The organism is Ruegeria sp. HKCCA5839 (assembly GCF_013035585.1).
Taxonomy (GTDB): domain Bacteria; phylum Pseudomonadota; class Alphaproteobacteria; order Rhodobacterales; family Rhodobacteraceae; genus Ruegeria.
In genome coordinates, this window is sequence record NZ_WQIE01000006.1 from 65028 (window position 1) to 86333 (window position 21306).

A 21306-nucleotide genomic window follows, 5' to 3' on the forward strand; every position below is an offset into this window, starting at 1 on the left:
AGACCTGAACGGCCACCCGGGCGCAAGGGTTAGCTACCCAGTTCGGCTTCGATCAGCGCTTTGAATTCGTCATAAGACTGGTTACTGACCTTCTGGCCGTTCACAACAAAGGACGGCGTGGCGCGTACATCATCGCGTTCGGCGTTTTCCTGATACCAGGCCACCAGCGTCTGTGCCTGGGTGCCGTCCTGGAGGCACGCCTCAAGCTGATCGCTGTCGATGCCAGCCAAACGACCGATCTTGCGCAGCTCGTCCACAACCTCGGTCGGCCCCCCTGCGCTGGTCCATTCCGCTTGCCCTTCATAGATCAGGTCGGTGATGCCAAAGAACTTTTCGGGCCCGCCGCAGCGCGCCACCATCGATGCCCACAGGCCATAGCGGTCGAAATACACCTCGCGATAGATGAACTTGACCTTGCCGGTGTCGATGAAATCTTCCTTCAGCTGCTTATACGCACCTTTGTGGAAATTGGCGCAGTGCGGGCAGGTATAGGATGCGTATTCGATGATCTCGACTGGCGCATCCTCGGCACCTTGTACCATTTCGACAATAGTCGATGTATCCAGCTCGGTTTCCTGTGCCTGAGCGCTGCTGATCAGCGGATAGGCGGTTGGCGACGAGCTTGACGACGACAGCCAATAGCCACCTGCGGCCACGGCAGCAGCCGCACAAATTCCCAATGCAATACGGCTCATTCTCAGCCCTTTCTCAGCGTTTTTGTTTGGATAAAACGTTGCGACCCAATCGTTCAAGGGCCGCACGCAGATCGCCATCGTGAATATCGCGTGACACTTTGTCCGCCTCGGCGGCGATCTCGGGGGATAGTTTGGGTTTCGCCGGTTTCGGCTTGTGATCGAAACTGGCCTGCCCCTCGGCAAATCCGGTCGGAGCGGTCTGGGTGATGCGCACCCGGCTGATGGCGTTGAACCCGTAAACAGCGTTGACCTTGTCGCGCAATTGCTCGCGCTGCATATCCAGCATTGCGGCTTGTGGTCCGGTGGTCAGCACCGTCAGCGTAGCGCCAAAACCGCCTTTGCCATAACCCACTTTCACGGGTTGCGCGACGGCGGCGATATCCTGGCCCACGATCTCGGCCCAATGGGTCAACAGGCGCGACACGGCGAAGCCCCGGCTTTCACCGGCCCGCCTAATCTGGTCGTTCAGCAAAGTCGCGGTGCGTTTGAACCCGCGGGTCGAAGAACGTCTGCGCTGCATCTGGTTTCCATCTCCTGCACACCTATTGTAATGGGCAAAGACCCGGGTGCCAGCAAAACCCGACAGGGAGATGGATAAATCTTGCGTGACAGCACTGAATTTGACGTGAGCAACGCTCTGTTGCAGTGGTACGACCGCCACGCGCGCGAGATGCCCTGGCGCATTGGGCCTGCTGAGCGCGCCGCAGGTGTGCAGCCCGACCCTTACCGCGTCTGGCTGTCCGAGGTCATGCTGCAACAAACCACCGTGGCCGCAGTGCGGGACTATTTCCAACGGTTTACCCAACGCTGGCCGGACGTCACCGCTTTGGCCGCAGCCCCCGATGATCAGGTGATGGCCGAATGGGCCGGGCTGGGATATTACGCGCGAGCGCGGAACCTGCTGAAATGCGCGCGCGTGGTTGCCGATGAACGCGGGGGGCAATTCCCCAACACCTATGACGAATTGCTGAAATTGCCCGGGGTCGGCCCCTATACCGCTGCGGCGATTGCAGCGATTGCCTTTGACCACCCCGAGACGGTTCTGGACGGCAATGTTGAACGCGTAATGGCGCGGCTATACGATATCCACGACCCTCTGCCGGGCTCGAAACCGATCCTCAAAGCCAAAGCCGAGGCCCTGACGCCCAACGCGCGACCCGGGGATTACGCGCAAGCTGTGATGGATATGGGGGCCACGATTTGCACCCCCAAATCCCCGGCCTGCGGGATCTGCGTTCTGCGTGAACCCTGCCGGGCGCGCATCGCCGGTACACAATCGGAGCTGCCGAATAAGACCCCCAAACAGCCCAAACCCACACGGTATGGCCATGTCTATATCGCCCTCCGCGCGGACGGTGCTTTGCTTATGGAACGCCGCCCGGACAAGGGGCTTTTGGGTGGGATGCTGGGCTGGCCGGGTTCTGACTGGTCAGAAGCCCCTGCCGAAGCCCCGCCTTTCACCGCCAACTGGCAGCGTTTGTCAGGTGAGGTTCGACACACCTTCACCCATTTCCACCTGATCCTGCAGGTTTGGAGCGCAGATCTTCCGCACAGTTTTCAAAGCGACGCGTTGCTGGTGATCGAAAAGCATGCCTTCCGTCCGAGCGACCTGCCGACAGTCATGCGCAAGGCCCATGCCCTGTGGCGCGACCACTGACCCCCAGAATTAACCCGTTGTGCCCGGATGAAAGAGATGGCTAGCTGGGATAACTTGATCCGAGTACGCCGATGACAACAACCAGCACCCTCTCCCAATGGAAATCTGCCCTGCCCTTCTGGGTCTCTTACCTGTTGATCCCCCTGATCTGGGCAACAGCCTTGGCTGGCGGATGGTGGGTAGCGCTGGTGCCTCTGTCCACATGGTGGGCCTTTGCGGTGCTCGACCGGTTGACCGGCCTCAATCTTGAAAACGCAGACCCCGAAACGCCCGATAGTGTGTTGCCGCGATATATCTTGCTGACCAAGCTCTGGGTGCCGGTTCAATTTCTCACCCTCTACGGGCTGATCTGGTATGCCACCCGCTCGGATCTGTCGGTTCTTGAAAAGATCGGGCTGTTCTTTGGCATGGGCGTCATCTCGGGTACGATTGGTATCAACTACAGCCACGAACTGATGCATCAGAGAGACCGGCTTGAGCGTTGGTTGGGGGATATCCTGCTTGCAATGGTGCTCTATTCCCATTTCCGGTCCGAGCATCTGCTGGTCCATCACCGCTATGTCGGCACGCCACGCGATCCGGTAACCGCCCGATATAACGAAGGGTTTCACCGGTTTTACCCCAGGGTTCTGAAACAAAGCCTGCTGTCCGCGTTTCAGGCCGAGCGCGCCAAGCTTGCGCGCAACGACCGGCCTTGGACTGACCCCGCAAACCCTTTCTGGCGCTATTGGGCCCTGCAAGCGGGAATGCTGCTCTTGGCCCTGCTGATCGGAGGTTGGAGTGGCCTCGCCTTGTTCCTCATCCAGGCCGGAACCGCGATCTGGCAGCTTGAGTTGGTGAACTATGTTGAACATTACGGCCTGACCCGCAAATATTTGGGCGAGGGGAAATACGAACATGTTCGTCCGCGCCACTCGTGGAACGCATCACAAAAAGCGTCCAATTGGTTGCTGATCAACCTGCAACGCCATTCGGATCACCACTACAAGCCCAACCGTCGTTTTCCCCTGTTGCAACACCATTCACAAGACGCTGCACCACAATTGCCCCATGGCTATCCGGTCATGACCATTGCCGCGATGATACCACCGCTCTGGCGTCGGATCATGAACCCAAGGGTTCGGGCTTGGCGCAGGCAGTATTATCCAGAAATCACTGATTGGCGGCCCTACAACAAAAGCGAAAACCCGCAGCCCCACGCCTGTCCGCAGCGCGCACAAGCGCGCTGCCCGGCCCAACGGGCGGGCCTGCATCTATGATGCAGGCGCTCCGGGCGGGAGCCCCTCTGCTCCGGCCACCCAGACATCCATCGGTGTGGCAATCCCACGAACAGCCTGCGCTTTGAGCGGCGCAAATCCCGCCATCAAGGGCTCGGCCTTGGGATCTTCCTGCATAACCTGCAGACGTACCGCGTCGCTGATGACGATACGAGCATGTACCTCTCGGGTCAGGGCCTCGAGCTTTGCCGCCACATTGACCGCGTCACCGATCACGGCGAATTCCAATCGGTTTGCGCCGATGTCACCCAGAACGACCGCGCCGTAATGCACTCCGATGCCGATGTGAATCTCGGGCTCTCCGGCCCGACGCCGATCCAGGTTCCATTGATCGACGACATCCGCCATCGCGCGGGCGCAGGACAATGCGTTCCGCGCGTCCAAAGGCGTTGTCACGGGGGTGCCAAAGGTCGCCATCAGCCCGTCACCCAGATATTTGTCCAGCGTCCCATGGTGCCGAAAGACTTCGCGTTCCATACGGGCATGAAACCCGCGCAAAACCTCGATCACGTCATACGGATCACGCCCCGCCGCGTATTTGGTAAACCCAACGATATCGATGAACAGCACCGCCACATTCTCTTTGCGGACCTGTTTCAACGGATCGTCATTCTGGCTCAGTTCCTCCACGACGTTCGGCGAAAAATATCGTGACAGGTTGGCTCGTTCCCGTTCCAACCCGGCATTACTCAGTAAAAGCCGATTCAGACGGCGCATCGACAAGCCCAGCGTCACGGCCACCATGACGAATACAATGACCTGTTGAACCCGCTGCGGCACCATAAAGCTGTTGGGGTCTAACATGACCTGCAGATCGGGATATCCCTCAAGCGCCGCGTGAACACGGGCGCCCAGTTCCGGGAAAGGGGTCGACACCCACCAGGCGATGACCCACCCAACGGTCCACATCATGGCCGTCCACGAACCGATGGCCACAACCGTGCGCCAGGAATAGGCCAGCGTTCCGGCCGCCAGGATGATGAAGAAATACTGAAAATTGTCGAACCTGTATTGCGTTGCCAAGGGCCGCACATCATCGCTGAATGGGTTTGGTACGATCATACCCAGCGTCATGATCAGCAGATCGACAAAGATCAGCAAAAGCTCGATCCGAGATTGCCCCACGCGCCCGGCTCTTTGGATCAGCCAGCCATTGGCGCAGATCAGCAAAAGGATAAAGTGATACCAAAGAACCTCCCATTGGGGGTTCAGAAAGATCAGCAGTATCCCCGTTAACCCCATGGCGACCCACCGCGCCCGCACGGCAAGTTCCAGCCCTTCGCGCTTGTGGCGCTCTAACGCGGCCTCGGTGTATTTGTTGTCCAGGTCATATTCGTCCGGTTGCGAAACAAAGAACCTTCTGGCCCGGCTTGGGCTGGCGGCTGAATCGGTCACGACTCGGATCTCCTTTCGAGGAGCTTTGCACTTGCCCTATGCAATCACCGTTGGGGGGAAAACAAAAGACCCCGCCGAAATCGGCGGGGCAGTTGGTCGTGCCTTGTGTCAGGCCACAGGCACGGGCGGTATCGTTGAACTCAGTTGTGCATCTCGGCTCGGATCTGCTGGCGCAGCACGTCGATGGGCACAGTTTTACCGTCGCGTTTGAAGCACCAATAGGTCCAGCCGTTGCAGGACGGCGCGTTTTCCAGATGCGCGCCGACCTGGTGGATCGAGCCTTTGACGTTGTCACCCACAAGCGTGCCATCGGCGCGAACCTTGGCCTTGTGGCGCTGGTTCATGGAATACAGTTCTTCGCCCGGTCGCAACATGCCGCGTTCGACCAGTTGGCCGAAGGGCACGCGCGGTTCTGCCCGTTTGCTGGCGCTGACCTCCAGTGCCTCGCGGTCGAACTTGCGGACCTTGGCGATACGCTTTTCGGCCACTTTGCGATAGCTTTCCTCGCGTTCGATCCCGATAAACTCGCGCCCCAGCATCTTGGCCACGGCCCCGGTTGTTCCAGTGCCAAAGAACGGATCCAGCACCACGTCCCCCGGATTGGTCGAGCCGATCAGCACCCGGTGCAGCAGTGATTCCGGTTTCTGCGTCGGATGCGCCTTGTCACCATTTTCATCCTTGAGCCGCTCGTGCCCGGTGCAAATCGGCAGCACCCAGTCGCTGCGCATTTGAACACCCTCATTCAACGCCTTCAGCGCCTCATAGTTGAAGGTGTATTTCGCACCTTCGCGTTTGCTGGCCCAAATCATCGTCTCATGCGCGTTCGTAAACCGTTTACCGCGGAAATTCGGCATCGGGTTCGACTTGCGCCATACGACATCGTTCAGAATCCAATAGCCTGCGTCTTGCAGTGCGGAGCCCACGCGGAAAATGTTGTGATAGGATCCAATCACCCAGATGGCGCCATTCGGCTTGAGCAGACGATGCGCCGCCTTCAGCCAGGCGCGGGTGAACTGATCATAGACACCAAAGCTGCTGAACTGATCCCAGTGATCATCCACCGCATCCACCTGAGAATTGTCCGGGCGGTGCAGCTGGCCTTTCAGCTGCAAATTATAGGGCGGATCTGCAAAAATCAGGTCAACCGACGCCTCGGGCAGACTGTTCATCGCCTCGATGCAGTCGCCGGAAAGGATCGTGTTTAAAGGGAGCGCAGCTGCGCCCTTTGTCTTGATTTTGGTCATATCACTGCCTCGGTTCCACGGCGCTTTTGCGCTCATTTGGTTGAGACAAGGATGAGTCAAAGATGATTCGTCGTCAAATTCTTTTTTGAATCAGTGACTTACGATTTACTCTTGATACAAGATATTGTGCACCGGCTTGAACGAACGTCTATGATGTGGGGTCACACCAAGATTTTGCAGCGCTTCGCGGTGCTGTTTTGTCGGATATCCCGCGTTGGCATCCCAGCCATAGCCGGGATGCTGTTGCGCTAAATCCACCATCACCTGATCGCGCCAGTTCTTGGCAATTATGGATGCCGCCGCAATCGAAAGTGACTGCGCATCGCCTTTCACCACCGCTCGCGACGGGATTTTCAAACCGCGTGGGATCATGTTGCCGTCGATCAGCAAATAATCCGGGGCCGGGTTCAGCGCTTCGACGGCGCGGATCATCGCGATATGAGACGCGCGCAGGATGTTGTGTTCATCAATCTCGGCAACCGAAGCTTCGCCTATGGCAATTTCGGCCCGTTCGCGCAGCGCCTTGTCCAAAGCCTGTCGACGCTTGGCTGTCAGCTTTTTGGAATCGTTGAGCCCTTCGGGAATATCATCAGGGTTCAGGATCACCGCCGCCGCAGCCACTGGCCCGGCCAGTGGGCCGCGCCCGACCTCATCCACACCGGCAATTCTCAGGTGCCCGCGATCACGCAGGGCGGTCTCAAGATCAAAACTCGGCAACATCATACCTTTGGCAAACCGCGTTTCGGCCTATGAAGCAACCCAAAAAAGAAGAGGGCCGCCAAGGGATGCCCTCTTCCAACGCGGCGCGTTCTGTGGCGCTGCGCCTGCTCGAACGTGAAGTATCAGTACACCACACGATACCCGTATTGGCGCAGGCAAGCGGGTTCATAGCCGCGATTGACGCGCTTGCCATTCCAAAACCCGACCTTGCACTGATACGGAAGGCTACTTGCATGTTTGTAGTGTTTTCCCAGGCAGCGCTCGCCCAACAAGGGGCGGTGATGACCGGCGCCCTTGAAGGTTCGCAAGCAACGCTGCGGCAGGTTGTACTTTGCAACGGATTTGGGCAGCGGGCGCACGTGATGCGGTTTCGCACGTGGCTTGTGGTCATGTGGTTTATGAACCTTGGGCTTGTAAACCGGTGCGGGCTGGCGCGTCACGTTATAGCTCGGTCGGGATGGTTCCTGTTTCGAGAAATGGTTGATCGCCACGCCCAGCAGCGCAATCGCGGCCAATCCACCCAGGATATCCTTGCCGTCGGCAGCCTGGGCCTGCGATGCGGAAATGCCGGTTATGGTCATAGCCGAGGCAACAACAAAGGCGATGAATTTGCGATGCATGATCTTTGTCCTTTCGGGTCGTTTGACGCGGTCAGGGAGCAGACCGCAAATCTGATGTCCCGACCCTGCGACCGCCCCTGTCAGACAGGCAATAACGCGGTGTTGTTATCCGATATCAGCGCCCCGAATCCCGTTATGATATTGAATATCTGCCAAGCCGTGCGCAGGATGCAGCCCATGAAACAGATCCTCTCTTCTCTCGCTGTCCTGGCCCTGATATCGATTGGCTCCGCTGCCTCGGCAGCCGATTGCTATGCTGATTACAAAGCCAAAAAGGATAACCCTCTAAAGCTGCACTATGGCGTCATGCAGGTTTCGGCCTGCAAAAAAGGTCAGGCCAAATCCGAAGTTGCCAAGCGGCTGAAATCGAATGGTTGGACCTTGCTGAATGTCATGTCCGTTTTCGGGCCCGAAGGGTTGGATCAAAGGAAGGCCAATGCCGGATCATTCTATCTCCGTTTCTGACGCGCGGCGGTCTGGCACGCGCTTGGTTGGCTTTGGTATCGCCGCGATTGTCGCTATTCTTGCAACTGCAGCGGTTTTTCTGTTTCTGACCTTGCCCGACGCCAATGCCTTTAACGCCAAGGTCGAACGGCTGTTTGTCGAAACCGATCTGACCTCACAATCCGAAATTCGCCTGCTTGAGATTCTGGCGCAATCAGGCACCGCCTTTGCCGATACACTGACCAGCTATCGGATGGTGATCTTTGTTCTCTTGGTCTTTGCAACAGCCATGCTGGTTGCGGCCCTGGTTTTTCTCGTCATGCTCGTCTTGCTGAATCGCCGAATGGCCCAGATCGAGCGGACGGGGATTCAGGTGACATCCTTGTTGATCAGTCGTGAGGAAAACACCGTTTACCTCAACAACATGGATTTCAAACTCACACCTGCCGCGATGGAAACCCTATCGGTTTTGGCCGAGTCGCGACTGGATGACGAAGTGCTTTCGGGTGTTCAAATCGAAGCGGTGATTTCCGGCAAGGACGCTGCTGATTGCGATGAGGCCGCCGGGGCCACTCGGATCAAACGGTTGCGTGATGCGTTAGGCAACCAGATGGTCAGCGAGTTGCTGGTCAAGAATATCGCGAAAAAGGGCTATATGCTTTCGATCGAAAAAGACGTCATCCAGATGGTTTGATCTGGCAGACGCTGTGAGTTTCAGCAAATCTCCCTCTTGGAAAAGCAGTTCGAAGGCCCCATTCTTATACCGCTCGGGCACGGGAGGTCAGCTATGAACGTCCACGCCACACCAAAGACCAGCGGATATGGCATCTCGATCGAACCCCTGAAGGGACGCGTCGCGGTTTACCGCGGTCAGATTTTGTTGGCCGAAAGCCATAATGCGAAGGTGATGTATGAAACGCGGCTACCGCCCGCGATTTACATCCCACGCGAAGACCTGTGCATCGAACTCGGCCCCGAGACCGATTTGCAAACATTTTGCCCGTTCAAGGGGACGGCAAAATATCACGACATCAGCGTGTCCAACGAACATCTTACCAATTCGATTTGGGTCTATGATGATGCTTTGCCGGAAAGCAAAGACATTCAGGGCCACGTGGGATTTATGCCAGATGCGGTCACCCGGATCGATCTTGGCGAAAACACGCTGCGTGACCCAGATGACAGCAATATCAGCGGTCCGCTGATCGACTGGCTGATGCGTGGCGCATCCGAATTCAAAACGCCCGAGACATTTACAAAGGCTCTGGCTGAAAAGATGTCGGAACACGGCATCGCTATCCAGCGGCTCAGTATTCTGGCCTGGTCGCTCCATCCCTTGATTGCTGGCAAACACTATATCTGGGAAAAGAGCACGGGCGAGATTTCGACAAACGTACCGACCTATGAAATCTATGATCACCCGGCCTTTATCAACAGCCCTCTGCGCCATGTCTCAGAAGGGTTGGGGGGCATTCGTCAACGGATCAGTGACAGCCCTGACAACAGCTTCCCGATTGTCGAGGATCTGCGCGCCAAAGGCGCGACAGACTACGTTGCGATGCCGCTGCCGTTTTCGGATGGTCGTATCAATGTCCTAACGCTGACCAGTGATCATCCTGAAGGATTTACTACCGCCAATCTTGGCCTTGTTTTCGAGTGTTCCACCGTGATCGCGCGATACTATGAGGTTTTCATGCAGCGCGAAAACGCACAGGTCCTGTTGGAAACCTATGTCGGCAAACGCACCGGTGCACGGGTGATGGGCGGAGAAATTCGTCGCGGGGATGGCGACGATATTGATGCCGCGATCATGTTTTGCGACCTACGCAACTCGACCAGCCTGGAAGAGTCGCTGGGCCGCGATGTCTATATCAACCTGCTGAATACGTTCTTCGAAACCGTTTCGGATATTATTGACGAAAACGATGGCGAGGTTCTGAAGTTCATCGGCGATGCTGTTCTAGCAGTGTTCCCTGCTGGCGACAATCCGGAGGCAGCGCGCGGTAACGCTCAGCGCTCGGCCCGTGAAATCGTGGAACGTTTGGCAGAGCTGCGCCAGACCGCGCCGGGCCAACCACTGGACTGTTCGATCGGAATCGCCTTCGGTCAGGTCACTTTTGGCAATATTGGTTCGCGAGAGCGGTTGGATTTCACCGTGATCGGCCACGCAGCCAATGTCGCGGCACGACTTGGTGAATACAGCAAATCGGTCGGGCACTCGATTGTCGTGTCTGGAGATATCGCTCCGGCGTGTCAGGATGCCATACCGCTTGGTGATGTCACTCTGCACAATGTGTCCCAGCCGATCGCCTCGTTCGCCTTGCGCACGGCTGTTGAAGAACAGTTAGGGCATTGACCTTGTCCACTTTTGCGCCGCGCACACCTATGGCTATACCTCGTTCGGCTTCTCAAGCGGCCCGAGGCCATAATGCCCTTTGCTCAGCCAGCGCCCAACAGGATCAGCGCAGTTTGCGCCGGTGAAATGCTGGCCTGTACCTCTGCAATTTGGGCGCGCGCAAGATAGGTATCCGTCAAGTCAGAAATCACTTCAGGGTCCGTGAACTGAGATATCTCGCTGGACCCGGTTGTGCGAGACAAGCGGTCGCGGAACACCTCAAGCTGTTTATCCAAGTCCAGCTGAGCAAATGAGGATGGCAGCCCCAGCGCGGTTTCCATCATCGATCTGATAGCTGGCAAGCCCATGACTGAAAACCATTTCTGATCGTCGCTGCCGGGCTCTGAAGCGAGGTCGGCCAAAGTGTGCTGCGCATAAAGCGCAACCCGCATTGTGTCATTCGATTGCCCGACGGCAACTTCAAAGCGCGTGGTTAGATTGTCTTGTGCAATCTTTTCCATATTGGTGATCAGCCCGGTCTTGGGAATGTCACCAGGCCCAAAGCCAAACGCATCGGCAAAATCGCGATAACGGCTATCGGTCAGCCGATTGGCAAGCGCATCATCTGCGCTGGTGCCATCAGAAAGAATCTTTTGGATGAAAAACCGGTTGTTGAGATCGTCTTGCAGACCAAATGCGCCCAGAGCGACCTGCAACAGCCGTCGATCTGACACCAGATCTTCTGCCGATTGAACCTTGCTAATATTCTCCAGAAAATACTTCGTATCCCGCTGGTTTACCGCAGATGCCGTAAAGCTATCGTACTGCGCATCATAGGTCCGTTGCAGAAAGCGCCAGCCGACAATCCCGCCCGTGGGTATGACCGGTTGAAAGGTCATTGGTGATAGGCCATCAAACGCTCTTCTCGCGGCAAGAGCGACCGCAGAGACTTGAGGCATTTATGGTAGTGCTCGGCCACCAGTGCCTCGGTCGCTTCGCCAAGGACACGACGACTGTCGGCATCCGTGAACACCTGGCTCAGCTCCTCAACCCGGCGCAACAACTGCTGGCGCGCATCTTTGGGATCTGTGTCGCCCGACAGAACCAGCTGAGCCGCATAGCAGACACGGCGCACAGGGGTGTTGACCTCTTCGGGATGGATGGCATCCCTGAGACGCAGCACATTGGCCTGCGGCGTCATGATCGAAAACCGGCTGCGACGATCGCCATTTTCGATGACGACCCCGTTGATCAAAACCCGTTCTTTCGGGGCCAATTTCAAAACCAGTCCACTCATCCCGTTGCTCCTCTTTGACGCAAGCCACGCAGAACCGCCATGTTGATCTCGAGCAGTGGCTCGACCGAGGCCGCGTTCCTCAGGATTTGACTGCTGTGCTGCTCGGTGAATTCGGCCAGAAAAAAATGCGTGCCCGAAGATCGTTTGGCAGCGCATTGCCCGTGTCCATGACCCCGCTTGCCAGCACAGTCCAAAGCCGTCTGTTTTCATGCACAGCCTGAACAAAGGCAGCGTAGTTTTTTTTGTCTGAGCGCGGTCGCAGCCTTCAACCGATGCGTAATTTTCGAAATCGCCTCGTATTCCGTATCACGAGGGGTGCGGGTCGGAGCCGCAGCTTGCGCATAGGCTGTCTGAGCATAGGCGTGCAGAGTCACATGAAATCCTTCCAATCGTCCATCTGGGGGTGTTCAAATCCGGGGCGCGACGGGCGCGCCCCGGTTCAGTTCCAAACTTAGCGGAACAGTGACAGGATGGACTGTGGCGCCTGGTTGGCAATCGACAGCGACTGAGTCGCCAACTGCTGCTGAACCTGCAGGGCCTGCAGACGAGCAGAGGTCTCTTCCATGTCGGCATCAACCAGCGACCCGATACCCGATTTGAACGAGTCGGTCAGTTTGGACACAAATTCCTGCTGCGTCTCAATCCGACCCTGCACCGAACCAAAGGCCGCTGCTGCATCAATCGAGGCGTCGATCAGGGATTCGATTGCACCCAAAGCAGCCGTTGCGCCCGTACCAGTTGACACGTCGATCGAGCTGAGCGCACCGAGGCCACCAGAGCCCGCATTGGTGAACTGCGCTGTGGTCGAAATATCCTGATCTGCGTCAGCGCCAGCAGCCGCAGTACCCGTCGCGAACGCAATAGTATTGGGCGCACCAGGCGAGTCGTAGTCTGCCGCCAGACCGGTGATGCCAAGCGCATCAATCTGGTTTTTCAGCCCCGCAGCAACCAAAGCGTCGGTGTAGTTTTCATCATAAGTACCCGACGGATCCAGATCGCTTGCCTGGATTGTATAGGACACCTCCTGATCACCCACGCGGATCGAAACGCTGTCACCGACCTCGAAATTGTCGGTCGAGCTGTCGATAACAATGTCACCGGTGCCTGTAGCGCGGTTCAATGTGAACCCGGCAACATCGTTGTCGGTTGTTGCGTTATCGGACCCTGCAAGAACGCCCTTGGCGGTATAGCCACCGATGGACAGATCCTGGCTGGCAACCGAGATCGACGACGCATTCACGCCACCGGCCGCGTCACGATCCAGCGAAGACAGAACCGAAACAGTGCCGGCGCTGCCATCAACCAGGTTAAGGCCGTTGAATTGCGCCGCACCGACAACCGATGCAATCTGATCGCGCAACGCGGTCACGTCGGCATTGATCTTGTTGCGATCAACGTTGTCTTCCTGCGCCGCTACGATCTTTTCCTTCATCTGGGTCAGCAGGTCGGTCACGGTTTCGGATGCGTTTCGTGCAACCGCAACGGTCGATTCACCCAGTGCCAGGCTGTCTTTGATGGCGCTGAAGCCTTTGACATCCGATTCCATAACCTTGGAAATCGCCCAGACAGCTGAATTGTCCTTGGCTGTGGCAACTTCTTTACCGGTCGAGATAGCGCTTTGGGTATCAGCCAGGTTCTTGTTGACCGACTTCAGCGTTTGCAGCGCAACCATTGCGCCGTTGTTCGTCAGAATGCTGGACATATTTGTCATCCTTTTTAAGTTCAGGCGCATTTCGCGCCGATGCTAACCCCACCTCAGCGGCAGGCATTCTGTCGTTCTGACCTCTGCGTCGAGCCGATTGGCATGCGCGCCACCTTGTCTTCAGGTGCAGCGACACCATTGCCCTTGATCCCCTAACGGAGTGCTAAGATGCACCCGCCTCAAATCTCGGATTTTATTCAACTCAGCCACTAAGCGCGCTTTTCCAGCTTTGCCTTCTGGCGCAGCGCAAAATCGCTACGCTGGCCGGTGGCATCATAGGTGCTGAATTCCTGACGCACGCGGCGCAATTCGGACATTCGGTTTGCCACTGCGCGAATCCCGTCTGCTGCACTGTTCAACAGAGCCTGATTGCGCGCCACTTTCTTTTGCACCCGGATCAACTCGTCACTATCGAGCACTTGCAACTCATTTATGGCCCGGATCAGTTTCTCTTTTTCGGGCGCCATATTTGCCAGGCGTTCCAAATCACCCTGAACAAGGGCCGAGCGTTCAAGGTCCAACACCTCCTCCAAGGCTTTGATCAGATCATTCGACATCGTGTTTCTCTTTCATTGCTTCAAACAGAACCTCCGACAGACCAATGCCACCAGATTGCGCAAGCTGCCGCGCCTGATGCTGGACCAATAGCGAGGCAAACTGGTCCTCGCCCGCGCCACCACCAAAGCTTTCAGGGGCTGTTCCAAGCCCAGCGGATTTCAACATTTCGGCCAGGAACGTGGCCTCAAGCTCGACCGCGGCCTGCTGAAGAGGGGACTGCGTTGCGGAATGCTGGTGAGCCTGAATGGTCATCGGAATTTTCATCGGGTTCTCCGAAAATTGCTTCGAACTTTCTTGATCAAAGAGGAAAGCGGTTAAAATAAACGTAACTTCCTGCGGTCATCTTCCCCGTCAGACCAACGGAGCCGGAGCAAAATGCCCAACCCTCTGACAGCCATGCTGACTACGCTTTCCGCAGCCTCCAATTCTGGGGGCCCTAAGCATCAGACTGACGATGCGCCTACGCATCCGGCCTTTTCGGATGTGTTGGAAAAAGTCGGTTTGATCGAAGAACGGGATGTCGCGCAAACGATCACGCCAGTTTCGCCCGAAACCGAAGAGGTACCATCCGACGATCTCGCGGCTCTCGAACCTGCTGCAACAGTTACCGATGAACCGCAGATTCAGATCGCAGCCATCGCGACCGGGCCAACAGAACCTTTTGGTGAGCCACATGAACATGATGATCTGACGGGACTGGAAACAGAAAGTTCAGACAAGGCTGCGGTCGCTCAAACCGCCATTACTTTGCGGTCGGAAGACGCACCAATACCGGCTGAGTCACCCCAAACTCGACCAGTCGATCGATCCGAATTCGAAACGACCCCCAACAAACCGCAAAACCCGCAGATCTTCGAATTTGCGTTCGGGCTGAGCAACGCGCAGACTGCGTTGGCCAATAACCACATGGCAAGACCAACCGCGAAGACAACCAAGCCGGTTGAGGCCCCACCCGTCGAGCTTATCCGAAGAAATTCGCAACCGATTGAGCCGATCAAGCCCGAAATGCCGCAAGTTCAAAAACCTGTGGCGCCCACTATGGCACCGTTAGTTGAGATGTTTGAACTCCGCGCGGACCCGATGCAAAGTTCTGAGGGAGAATGGGCCGCCTCGGCCAAAGAGACCTTGAACACCCAAGTTGCGCGCGATCTCTCTGCGTCTCAGATGATGAACACGGCCCGCGCTGATACCGCACGGGCTATCGCAGGGCAAATGGCTGCGGCGATTTCGGCCAAGCCTGGCTCCGGGGCGATCGAGATTGCACTCAACCCAGAAGAACTGGGCCGCGTCTCGATCATACTGAACGGGCGCGAGGACGGATTTCAACTGACAATCGCAGCCGAAAGACGCGAAACACTGGACCTGATGCGCCGACATTTGGCTGTCCTGTCCTCGGAATTTCAAAAGCTGGGCTACAGCGATCCGAGTTTTGATCTTGGCATGTCGAATAACACCGGAAAGGGCGGCGACAGCACTGCTCAGGACGCCGCAACCAGCGAGGCTCTTCAACTTGACGAGGCCGAAACGACTGCGCCTCCCCCTAAAACCGGCCCCGATCGGGGCCTTGATATGAGGCTTTGACCGATGATCTCTGAGACGAGCGCGACGACGCAATCCAACACCGGGCAATCGCAGGCCAACAATGCGCACAGCTCGGCGCTGACCTCGGATTTCGAAACCTTCCTGCTTATGCTGACCACACAAGCCCGAAATCAGGACCCGCTTGAGCCGTTGGATTCGTCGGAATACGCTTCGCAATTGGCGCAGTTCTCGATGGCTGAACAGCAGGTGCAGACCAATGATCTTCTGTCAGAACTGGCCTTGGCTTTGGGCAGCGTCAATCTGGAAGAGCTTGGGAACTGGGTCGGAGTAGATGTCCGCTCGACAGCTGCGTTCCAGTTCACCGATGAACCCATCACCCTGACCGCAGCCGCGGACCCAAATGCAGATCAGGCAAAGCTGGTGATCCGCGACGCATCTGGCGAAGTGGTCGACACGGCGGCCATTGCGCCAGACCAGAACGAATTCCAATGGGCCGGAGTTGATTCCAGCGGCGCGCCCTTCCCGACGGGATCCTACTCCGCAACGCTGGAAAGCTATGAGAACGGTGAGATCATCTCAACCAGCCCGGTGGCCTCATATAGCCGCGTAGTCGAGGCGCAGGTCGAGGGTGGGTCGGTCGTGCTTACCTTGGACAGCGGTGCAACGATTGCCGCCGATTCAATCTCGGGCGTGCGCGCAAGCGCTTGATCTAAAGCGATTGGCAGGTCAGAACGTGGCAAAACAAACGTCGACCCTAGCTGTTGGTGGCCGCCCTGACCGACCCTCTTGCTCCGCCCCCAGGCCTCGTACCCCAACTGCGTGCGCGTGGATTGGTTGACGAGGGCGTCCGCTTTGAGATGTTCTATGGCGGGCGCACCAATCAGGTTTGGAAGGTCCTGGGCAAAGGGTCAGACACCGTTTTGAAACTTTACAAAACGGATTTCCAGAACCCGTTGTTTCGCAATGATGCGCAGCTAGAAGCAGCCTGCCTTCAGGCGTTGAGCACCTCGGGTTTCGTGCCCGAGTTGCGCGCCACAGGGCGGTTCGAAAATGACAATTGGGTCTATTATGATCACGCCGCAGGCACACCATGGGAGCAAGATCCGGAACCTGTGGCCGAGCTTCTGCAAAAGCTGCATAACTTGTCACCAAAGGTCGCCGCCCCCAAGGGCCGCAATGGCAGCGCAGCGCTGGCAGCTCAAACGCGCGCGATCCTTCGTTTGTGTCGGTCTGAGCAGTCCGCGCGCATTGCGCAACAAGAACCAAAGGGCGAAATCGCCCCAACGCCCGTCCCTGTGCTTATCCACGGAGATCCGGTTCCGGGCAACATCCTAGTCGCCCCAGCCGGATTGACACTGATCGACTGGCAATGCCCCAGCCTCGGGGACCCGTCCGAAGATTTGGCCCTGTTTCTGTCCCCGGCGATGCAGCATCTTTATCGTGGCGCAGATTTGACGCAAGTCGAGGTGGCGCGGTTCCTTACGGCCTATGCCGACCCGCACATCGTTGCTCGCTATAAAGCCCTAAAGCCGTGGTATGCGTGGCGTATGGCCGCCTATTGTCTGTGGCGGGTTGAGACCGGGGCACTGGACTACCAACAAGGGTTTGAGCTGGAACTCGAGGCACTGCGCAACTCAGAGGTCGGCTAAGGTAAGCGCCGCATAGGCGATTGGCATCACCGCCCGTCGCCATCGGCCAAGCGGAAACCGTTTGGGTACTTGAGCCAAAGGCGCGGGCAGGTCCGTCTGTTGCCCCAAGGCCAGCCGCGCCAGAGCGCGCCCGCAATAGGTCCCCATCGCCACGCCATTTCCGTGATAGGCAAAGCCTGCGAACATCCCGGATTGGCCGGGCACGGGCCCAACATAAGGGACCAGATCGCGCGACATACAAACAAAGCCTGACCAGCTATGGGTCGCGTCAACCTGAGCCCAATTGGGGAACATGGTTGCGAAGTCTGATCGCAGTTTGCGCATCGTTCCTGCTTCGGCCCTCGGAGACGCCCGAAGACCTCCGCGCATGCCAAACAGAAATCGACGATCTGGCATCAAACGAAAATAGTGCAACAGATGCCGCGTGTCGTAGCACATCTGATCACTTGTCCACCCCTGATCCTGCAACTCTTGATCGGTCAAAGGGCGGGTGACCATGATCGACGATTGCACCGGCATATAACGCCCAGCCATCCATGATGGGATATCCTCGCTGGAATACCCATTGGTGCAGATCAACACCTGCCCAGCGCGCAGTTTGCCTTGTGATGTGGTCAGGTCAAAGCCACCAGGCCGTTTTTGAATGCCAAGCACAGCGCTGTTTTGGTAAAATACAGCGCCTTGGACTTGCGCCGCCCGGGTCAGTCCAAACAGGTATTTCCGTGGGTTCAGGCCAAAGCCAGTCTGAAGAGTATATCCGCCAAAGAACCTGCCGCCGATCCCCAAAGCATCCAGATCCTTTTGTTCATGCAGAGTGCCCCCACTGGTTGCCGCGCGCCGCAGCCGCTCCATCGCGCGGGGGGTGTGCGCCAGCTGTGTCTCACCTTCAGAATGGGTATCGGCCTCAATCTGATGTTGCGCCAACAGATCCGCGACCAGAGTGACCGCTTGCGTTTCGGCATCTGCGTATGCGTACGCCGCCACAGATCCATAGCGTCGGGTCATCGCCGTGTGGCCAAGTTTGGCCCCACCCAAACAACAAAACCCGCCATTGCGTCCCGACGCCCCCCATCCCGGGCTTCCGGCCTCGAGCACCACGACGCGGGCCCCAGCCTGTGCCAAGTGCAACGCAGCCGATACTCCGGTAAACCCGGCCCCGACAATCGCAACATCGGTGTTCAAATCGCCCTCAAGGCACGGCCAGTCCGGGGCAGCAATGGTTTCATCCCACCAACACCCGGCACGTGGTTTCGGGCCATAGGCAAAAGGTGGAAATATCCGTTTCATTCGGTGCGCGCGGCGGCCAATTCATCCTGTTTTTGCCGCATCATGGCGCGTTTGGTGACCAATGAAGCTGTGATCACTCCGATCGTCACTGCTGCGATCATCAAGGTCGACAGCGCATTGATCTCGGGGCTGACCCCAAGGCGCACAGCCGAGAATATCTTGATCGGCAAGGTTGTTGCTGACGGCCCCGAAGTGAAAGACGCGATCACCAGATCGTCCAGCGACAGGGTGAAGGCCAACAACCAGCCCGAAATCACCGCAGGTGCAATGATCGGCAAGGTCACCAGCCGGAATGCCTGTGCCGGTGAACACCCCAAATCCAGCGCGGCCTCTTCCAGTGACCGGTCAAACGTGACCAAACGGGATGAGACCACAACCGAGACAAAGCACATCGAAAAGGTCGTATGGGCCAGAACAATGGTCAGGATGCCGCGATCCAGCCCGATGCCGATGAACAGCAACAGCAGCGACAGGCCAGTGATCACTTCAGGCATCACCAGTGGCGCATAGATCATTCCGGAAAACAGTGTTCGACCGAAGAAGCGCCCACCGCGCACCAGAACATAGGCCGCTGCCGTGCCCAGAATGGTGGCCAGGGTCGAGGAAAAGACCGCCACCCGGATCGTGACCCAGGCCGCATCCAGAAACGCCTCGTTCTGGACCAGTTCACCGTACCATTTGGTCGAGAACCCGGCCCAGACTGTAACCAGTTTGCTTTCGTTGAAGCTGAAGATGATCAGGATGATCATCGGGATATAGAGGAAGGCAAATCCCAGCGTCAGAGAGACAGCGTTGAACCAGCTGAGCCTGTTCATTGATCGGCCTCCGTCTGTTTCTGCTGGTTGCGCTGGAACAGAACGATTGGGATGATCAGGATCAGCAGAAGCACTACTGCCACGGCGCTGGCCACGGGCCAGTCTCGGTTCGAGAAGAACTCCTCCCACAGAACCTTGCCGATCATCAACGTGCCTGAACCACCCAGCAGCGAGGGGATCACGAACTCACCAATCACCGGGATCATCACCAGGAAGCAGCCTGCGATGATTCCCGGGCGCGACAAGGGCACCGTCACCAGCCAAAAGGCTTGCGCACGCGAACAGCCCAGATCTTCGGCGGCTTCGATCAGCGATCCGTCCATGCGTTCCAACGCGGAATAGATCGGCAGGATCATGAACGGCAGATAGGTGTAAACGATGCCGATATAGACCGCAGTTTGCGTGTTCAGAATGGTCAACGGGGTCGAAATAATGCCCGTCCAGAGCAGAAGCTGGTTCAGATAGCCTTCGTTCGACAGAATGCCCATCCACGCATAGACGCGGATCAGGAATGAGGTCCAGAAAGGCAGGATCACCAGCATCATCAGCGTCGGGCGCCATTCCTCGGGCGCGCGCGCCATGCCATAGGCAATCGGATAACCCACCAGCAGCGTAAAGAAGGTCGAGATCACGGCGATCTTGACGCTGGAGAGATAGGCTTTCCAATAGAGGTCGTCCTCGGTCAACCAGACGAAATTTTCAAAATCCAGTTGGCTGAAGAAATCCTTTATCCCGGCCCATCCCTGGGTCAGATCCAGGGTCGGCGTATAAGGCGGAATGGCCAGTTCAGTGTCCGACAGCGAGATTTTCAGGACGATGAGGAACGGCACCAGAAACAGCACCAGCAACCAGACATAGGGCAGCGCGATCAGCAGGGCCCGGCGCATCAGTTGGCCAATAAGACCGCTGCCGTCGCTGTCCAGGACAGCCAGACCGGGTCTTCCCAGGTAAAGGACCGGCGCGAGATGCGGCGGGTGTTGGCCGTCTGCGCCTTGATGATCGTGCCGTCGGCCAGTTGCACATGATAGGTCGACAGATTGCCCAGATACGCGATGTCATGGACCTTACCCTGCACAGCGTTGACGGCATCCGTTGGACGGTCGGCCGAGATCGCCACCTTTTCCGGGCGGATGGCCAAATGACAGGTCTGGCCCGTGTCAAACGCGGTCGCCGACTTGGCCAGCAAAGCCGGCTGGCCCTCGGCCCAGTCGACCTGATAGCTTTCGTCGCCCTGAGCCGTCGCGCGGCCCTGAATGATGTTCACGTCCCCAATAAAATCAGCCACATAAACCGAAGCCGGGGTTTCATATATCCGGTCCGGTGTCGCCACCTGCATCAATTGGCCCAGATCCATAACGGCGACGCGGCTGGCAACGGTCATGGCCTCTTCCTGATCGTGGGTCACGATCACAAAAGTGGTACCAGTCTTTTCCTGAATATCCATCAATTCGAACTGCGTATCCTGTCGCAGTTTCTTGTCCAGCGCCCCAAGGGGTTCGTCCAACAAAAGCAGCTTGGGCGCCTTTGCCAATGAGCGGGCCAAAGCAACCCTCTGCCGTTGACCGCCCGAGATCTGATGCGGTTTGCGGCGGGCAAATTTCTCGAGCCGGGTCAGGCGCAGCATCTCTTCGACGCGCTCTTCCAGATCGTGCTTGGGCATGTTGTCCCGGCGCAGACCAAAGGCAATGTTTTCCCAAATGCTGAGATGCGGAAACAGCGCATACGACTGGAACATCATGTTCACAGCGCGTTTGTTCGGCGGCACCGGGTCGATATCGCGTCCGCCCAGCAGAATGTGGCCATCGGTCGGCTTTTCGAACCCGGCCAGCATCCGCATCATGGTGGTCTTGCCGCAGCCTGATGGGCCAAGCAGGGCAAAGAACTCTCGTTCGAAAATGTCCAGCGACAGGTTGTCGATTGCCGTAAAATCGCCAAAACGCTTGGATACGTTCTGAAACTGGATCAACGGTTCAGCTTGCGGGTCATCCCACGGTGCAAAGACAGTTGCGCTCAAATCAGCCCCCGTTTGTCGATCAGAACGAAAAACGCGCAAGGCGAGCGGATCGCCT

General features: G+C 57.3%; 25 protein-coding genes. 8 read left to right on the plus strand and 17 right to left on the minus strand.

Translation table 11 applies throughout. From position 1 onward, the window contains the following. Positions 1 to 29: 29 nt before the first annotated feature. On the minus strand, positions 30 to 695 hold the full coding sequence (locus tag GOV38_RS15910) for a DsbA family protein (RefSeq protein WP_171101384.1): 666 nt from the start codon (positions 693 to 695) through the stop codon (positions 30 to 32). A gap of 13 nt (positions 696 to 708) precedes the next feature. Beyond that, entirely contained in the window at positions 709 to 1215 is a 507-nt protein-coding gene (locus tag GOV38_RS15915; RefSeq protein ID WP_171101386.1) for a DUF721 domain-containing protein, read from the minus strand. Between the two features lie 81 nt (positions 1216 to 1296). Here GOV38_RS15915 and mutY point away from each other — a divergent pair, with 81 nt between their 5' ends. Beyond that, complete coding sequence (gene mutY / locus GOV38_RS15920; RefSeq protein ID WP_171209103.1) at positions 1297 to 2352, plus strand: A/G-specific adenine glycosylase; 1056 nt, start codon at positions 1297 to 1299, stop codon at positions 2350 to 2352. Between the two features lie 71 nt (positions 2353 to 2423). After that, positions 2424 to 3611 (plus strand): alkane 1-monooxygenase, encoded by a 1188-nt coding sequence (locus tag GOV38_RS15925; RefSeq protein WP_171209104.1) that lies wholly within the window; start codon positions 2424 to 2426, stop codon positions 3609 to 3611. Here GOV38_RS15925 and GOV38_RS15930 read toward each other — a convergent pair. The 4 genes from GOV38_RS15930 to GOV38_RS15945 all read right to left on the minus strand — a co-directional run bounded on the left by GOV38_RS15930 (position 3606) and on the right by GOV38_RS15945 (position 7608). Next, positions 3606 to 5024: an adenylate/guanylate cyclase domain-containing protein gene (locus GOV38_RS15930; RefSeq protein ID WP_171209105.1), complete on the minus strand. Its 1419-nt coding sequence runs from the start codon at positions 5022 to 5024 to the stop codon at positions 3606 to 3608. The two genes, GOV38_RS15925 and GOV38_RS15930, sit on opposite strands and share 6 nt — an antisense overlap. Before the next feature lie 140 nt (positions 5025 to 5164). After that, on the minus strand, positions 5165 to 6268 hold the full coding sequence (locus GOV38_RS15935) for a site-specific DNA-methyltransferase (protein WP_171209106.1): 1104 nt from the start codon (positions 6266 to 6268) through the stop codon (positions 5165 to 5167). A gap of 105 nt (positions 6269 to 6373) precedes the next feature. After that, complete coding sequence (locus GOV38_RS15940; RefSeq protein ID WP_171209107.1) at positions 6374 to 6991, minus strand: ribonuclease HII; 618 nt, start codon at positions 6989 to 6991, stop codon at positions 6374 to 6376. 119 nt (positions 6992 to 7110) lie between these two features. Continuing rightward, the gene (locus tag GOV38_RS15945) at positions 7111 to 7608 is read right to left on the minus strand and encodes a hypothetical protein (RefSeq protein WP_171209108.1); all 498 of its coding nucleotides are present in this window, start codon (positions 7606 to 7608) and stop codon (positions 7111 to 7113) included. Positions 7609 to 7785: 177 nt separating this feature from the next. Between GOV38_RS15945 and GOV38_RS15950 the strand changes: the two genes are divergently transcribed. The 3 genes from GOV38_RS15950 to GOV38_RS15960 all read left to right on the plus strand — a co-directional run bounded on the left by GOV38_RS15950 (position 7786) and on the right by GOV38_RS15960 (position 10408). After that, positions 7786 to 8073, plus strand: a complete 288-nt coding sequence (locus GOV38_RS15950; protein WP_171101400.1) for a hypothetical protein — start codon at positions 7786 to 7788, stop codon at positions 8071 to 8073. Next, complete coding sequence (locus GOV38_RS15955; RefSeq protein WP_171101402.1) at positions 8045 to 8746, plus strand: helix-turn-helix domain-containing protein; 702 nt, start codon at positions 8045 to 8047, stop codon at positions 8744 to 8746. The genes GOV38_RS15950 and GOV38_RS15955 overlap by 29 nt, the downstream gene beginning before the upstream one ends. 93 nt (positions 8747 to 8839) lie before the next feature. Next, positions 8840 to 10408, plus strand: a complete 1569-nt coding sequence (locus GOV38_RS15960; protein WP_171209109.1) for a DUF427 domain-containing protein — start codon at positions 8840 to 8842, stop codon at positions 10406 to 10408. Between the two features lie 83 nt (positions 10409 to 10491). On the opposite strand, the gene GOV38_RS15965 is transcribed toward GOV38_RS15960, so the two are convergent. From GOV38_RS15965 to GOV38_RS15990, 7 genes are all read right to left on the minus strand, one after another. After that, positions 10492 to 11286 (minus strand): DUF1217 domain-containing protein, encoded by a 795-nt coding sequence (locus GOV38_RS15965; RefSeq protein ID WP_171209110.1) that lies wholly within the window; start codon positions 11284 to 11286, stop codon positions 10492 to 10494. After that, the gene (flbT, locus tag GOV38_RS15970; RefSeq protein ID WP_171209111.1) at positions 11283 to 11684 is read right to left on the minus strand and encodes a flagellar biosynthesis repressor FlbT; all 402 of its coding nucleotides are present in this window, start codon (positions 11682 to 11684) and stop codon (positions 11283 to 11285) included. Before flbT ends, GOV38_RS15965 begins: the two co-directional genes overlap by 4 nt. A 79-nt stretch (positions 11685 to 11763) precedes the next feature. Then, the gene (locus GOV38_RS22615) at positions 11764 to 11898 is read right to left on the minus strand and encodes a flagellar biosynthesis regulator FlaF (protein WP_371808523.1); all 135 of its coding nucleotides are present in this window, start codon (positions 11896 to 11898) and stop codon (positions 11764 to 11766) included. After that, positions 11891 to 12058, minus strand: coding sequence for a flagellar biosynthesis regulator FlaF (locus GOV38_RS22620; protein WP_371808528.1), 168 nt, complete (start codon positions 12056 to 12058; stop codon positions 11891 to 11893). The genes GOV38_RS22615 and GOV38_RS22620 overlap by 8 nt, the downstream gene beginning before the upstream one ends. Positions 12059 to 12135: 77 nt before the next feature. Beyond that, on the minus strand, positions 12136 to 13386 hold the full coding sequence (locus GOV38_RS15980) for a flagellin (protein WP_171209112.1): 1251 nt from the start codon (positions 13384 to 13386) through the stop codon (positions 12136 to 12138). A gap of 209 nt (positions 13387 to 13595) precedes the next feature. After that, positions 13596 to 13943 (minus strand): flagellar biosynthesis protein FlgN, encoded by a 348-nt coding sequence (locus GOV38_RS15985; RefSeq protein WP_171209113.1) that lies wholly within the window; start codon positions 13941 to 13943, stop codon positions 13596 to 13598. Next, complete coding sequence (locus GOV38_RS15990; RefSeq protein ID WP_171209114.1) at positions 13933 to 14208, minus strand: rod-binding protein; 276 nt, start codon at positions 14206 to 14208, stop codon at positions 13933 to 13935. The genes GOV38_RS15985 and GOV38_RS15990 overlap by 11 nt, the downstream gene beginning before the upstream one ends. A 111-nt stretch (positions 14209 to 14319) precedes the next feature. Between GOV38_RS15990 and GOV38_RS15995 the strand changes: the two genes are divergently transcribed. The 3 genes from GOV38_RS15995 to GOV38_RS16005 are packed head-to-tail and all read left to right on the plus strand — an operon-like array spanning position 14320 to position 17135. After that, positions 14320 to 15525, plus strand: coding sequence for a flagellar hook-length control protein FliK (locus tag GOV38_RS15995; protein WP_171213020.1), 1206 nt, complete (start codon positions 14320 to 14322; stop codon positions 15523 to 15525). Between the two features lie 3 nt (positions 15526 to 15528). Further along, entirely contained in the window at positions 15529 to 16194 is a 666-nt protein-coding gene (locus tag GOV38_RS16000; RefSeq protein ID WP_171209116.1) for a flagellar hook capping FlgD N-terminal domain-containing protein, read from the plus strand. 56 nt (positions 16195 to 16250) lie between these two features. Next, positions 16251 to 17135 (plus strand): phosphotransferase, encoded by an 885-nt coding sequence (locus tag GOV38_RS16005; protein ID WP_371808524.1) that lies wholly within the window; start codon positions 16251 to 16253, stop codon positions 17133 to 17135. Here GOV38_RS16005 and GOV38_RS16010 read toward each other — a convergent pair. The 4 genes from GOV38_RS16010 to GOV38_RS16025 are packed head-to-tail and all read right to left on the minus strand — an operon-like array spanning position 17121 to position 21251. Then, positions 17121 to 18422 carry an FAD-binding oxidoreductase gene (locus tag GOV38_RS16010; RefSeq protein ID WP_171209117.1) on the minus strand — a complete coding sequence of 434 codons (1302 nt, stop codon included), beginning with the start codon at positions 18420 to 18422 and terminating at the stop codon, positions 17121 to 17123. The two genes, GOV38_RS16005 and GOV38_RS16010, sit on opposite strands and share 15 nt — an antisense overlap. After that, positions 18419 to 19237, minus strand: coding sequence for an ABC transporter permease (locus GOV38_RS16015; protein WP_171101422.1), 819 nt, complete (start codon positions 19235 to 19237; stop codon positions 18419 to 18421). The genes GOV38_RS16010 and GOV38_RS16015 overlap by 4 nt, the downstream gene beginning before the upstream one ends. Continuing rightward, positions 19234 to 20124 (minus strand): ABC transporter permease subunit, encoded by an 891-nt coding sequence (locus GOV38_RS16020; protein WP_171101424.1) that lies wholly within the window; start codon positions 20122 to 20124, stop codon positions 19234 to 19236. The genes GOV38_RS16015 and GOV38_RS16020 overlap by 4 nt, the downstream gene beginning before the upstream one ends. Next, positions 20124 to 21251: an ABC transporter ATP-binding protein gene (locus GOV38_RS16025; protein ID WP_171209118.1), complete on the minus strand. Its 1128-nt coding sequence runs from the start codon at positions 21249 to 21251 to the stop codon at positions 20124 to 20126. The genes GOV38_RS16020 and GOV38_RS16025 overlap by 1 nt, the downstream gene beginning before the upstream one ends. Between the last annotated feature and the right edge of the window lie 55 nt (positions 21252 to 21306).

Excerpts from the sequence above, each read along its gene's own strand:
- GOV38_RS15935 (WP_171209106.1), bottom strand. The coding sequence starts at position 6,268 with ATGACCAAAATCAAGACAAAGGGCGCAGCTGCGCTCCCTTTAAACACG.
- GOV38_RS15945 (WP_171209108.1), bottom strand. The coding sequence starts at position 7,608 with ATGCATCGCAAATTCATCGCCTTTGTTGTTGCCTCGGCTATGACCATA.
- GOV38_RS15960 (WP_171209109.1), top strand. The coding sequence starts at position 8,840 with ATGAACGTCCACGCCACACCAAAGACCAGCGGATATGGCATCTCGATC.
- GOV38_RS15955 (WP_171101402.1), top strand. The coding sequence starts at position 8,045 with ATGCCGGATCATTCTATCTCCGTTTCTGACGCGCGGCGGTCTGGCACG.
- GOV38_RS15965 (WP_171209110.1), bottom strand. The coding sequence starts at position 11,286 with ATGACCTTTCAACCGGTCATACCCACGGGCGGGATTGTCGGCTGGCGC.
- GOV38_RS15950 (WP_171101400.1), top strand. The coding sequence starts at position 7,786 with ATGAAACAGATCCTCTCTTCTCTCGCTGTCCTGGCCCTGATATCGATT.
- GOV38_RS15915 (WP_171101386.1), bottom strand. The coding sequence starts at position 1,215 with ATGCAGCGCAGACGTTCTTCGACCCGCGGGTTCAAACGCACCGCGACT.
- GOV38_RS15990 (WP_171209114.1), bottom strand. The coding sequence starts at position 14,208 with ATGAAAATTCCGATGACCATTCAGGCTCACCAGCATTCCGCAACGCAG.
- GOV38_RS15985 (WP_171209113.1), bottom strand. The coding sequence starts at position 13,943 with ATGTCGAATGATCTGATCAAAGCCTTGGAGGAGGTGTTGGACCTTGAA.
- GOV38_RS15995 (WP_171213020.1), top strand. The coding sequence starts at position 14,320 with ATGCCCAACCCTCTGACAGCCATGCTGACTACGCTTTCCGCAGCCTCC.
- GOV38_RS15940 (WP_171209107.1), bottom strand. The coding sequence starts at position 6,991 with ATGATGTTGCCGAGTTTTGATCTTGAGACCGCCCTGCGTGATCGCGGG.
- GOV38_RS16000 (WP_171209116.1), top strand. The coding sequence starts at position 15,529 with ATGATCTCTGAGACGAGCGCGACGACGCAATCCAACACCGGGCAATCG.
- GOV38_RS16015 (WP_171101422.1), bottom strand. The coding sequence starts at position 19,237 with ATGAACAGGCTCAGCTGGTTCAACGCTGTCTCTCTGACGCTGGGATTT.
- GOV38_RS16020 (WP_171101424.1), bottom strand. The coding sequence starts at position 20,124 with ATGCGCCGGGCCCTGCTGATCGCGCTGCCCTATGTCTGGTTGCTGGTG.
- flbT (WP_171209111.1), bottom strand. The coding sequence starts at position 11,684 with ATGAGTGGACTGGTTTTGAAATTGGCCCCGAAAGAACGGGTTTTGATC.
- GOV38_RS16010 (WP_171209117.1), bottom strand. The coding sequence starts at position 18,422 with ATGAAACGGATATTTCCACCTTTTGCCTATGGCCCGAAACCACGTGCC.
- GOV38_RS15980 (WP_171209112.1), bottom strand. The coding sequence starts at position 13,386 with ATGTCCAGCATTCTGACGAACAACGGCGCAATGGTTGCGCTGCAAACG.
- GOV38_RS15925 (WP_171209104.1), top strand. The coding sequence starts at position 2,424 with ATGACAACAACCAGCACCCTCTCCCAATGGAAATCTGCCCTGCCCTTC.
- GOV38_RS15910 (WP_171101384.1), bottom strand. The coding sequence starts at position 695 with ATGAGCCGTATTGCATTGGGAATTTGTGCGGCTGCTGCCGTGGCCGCA.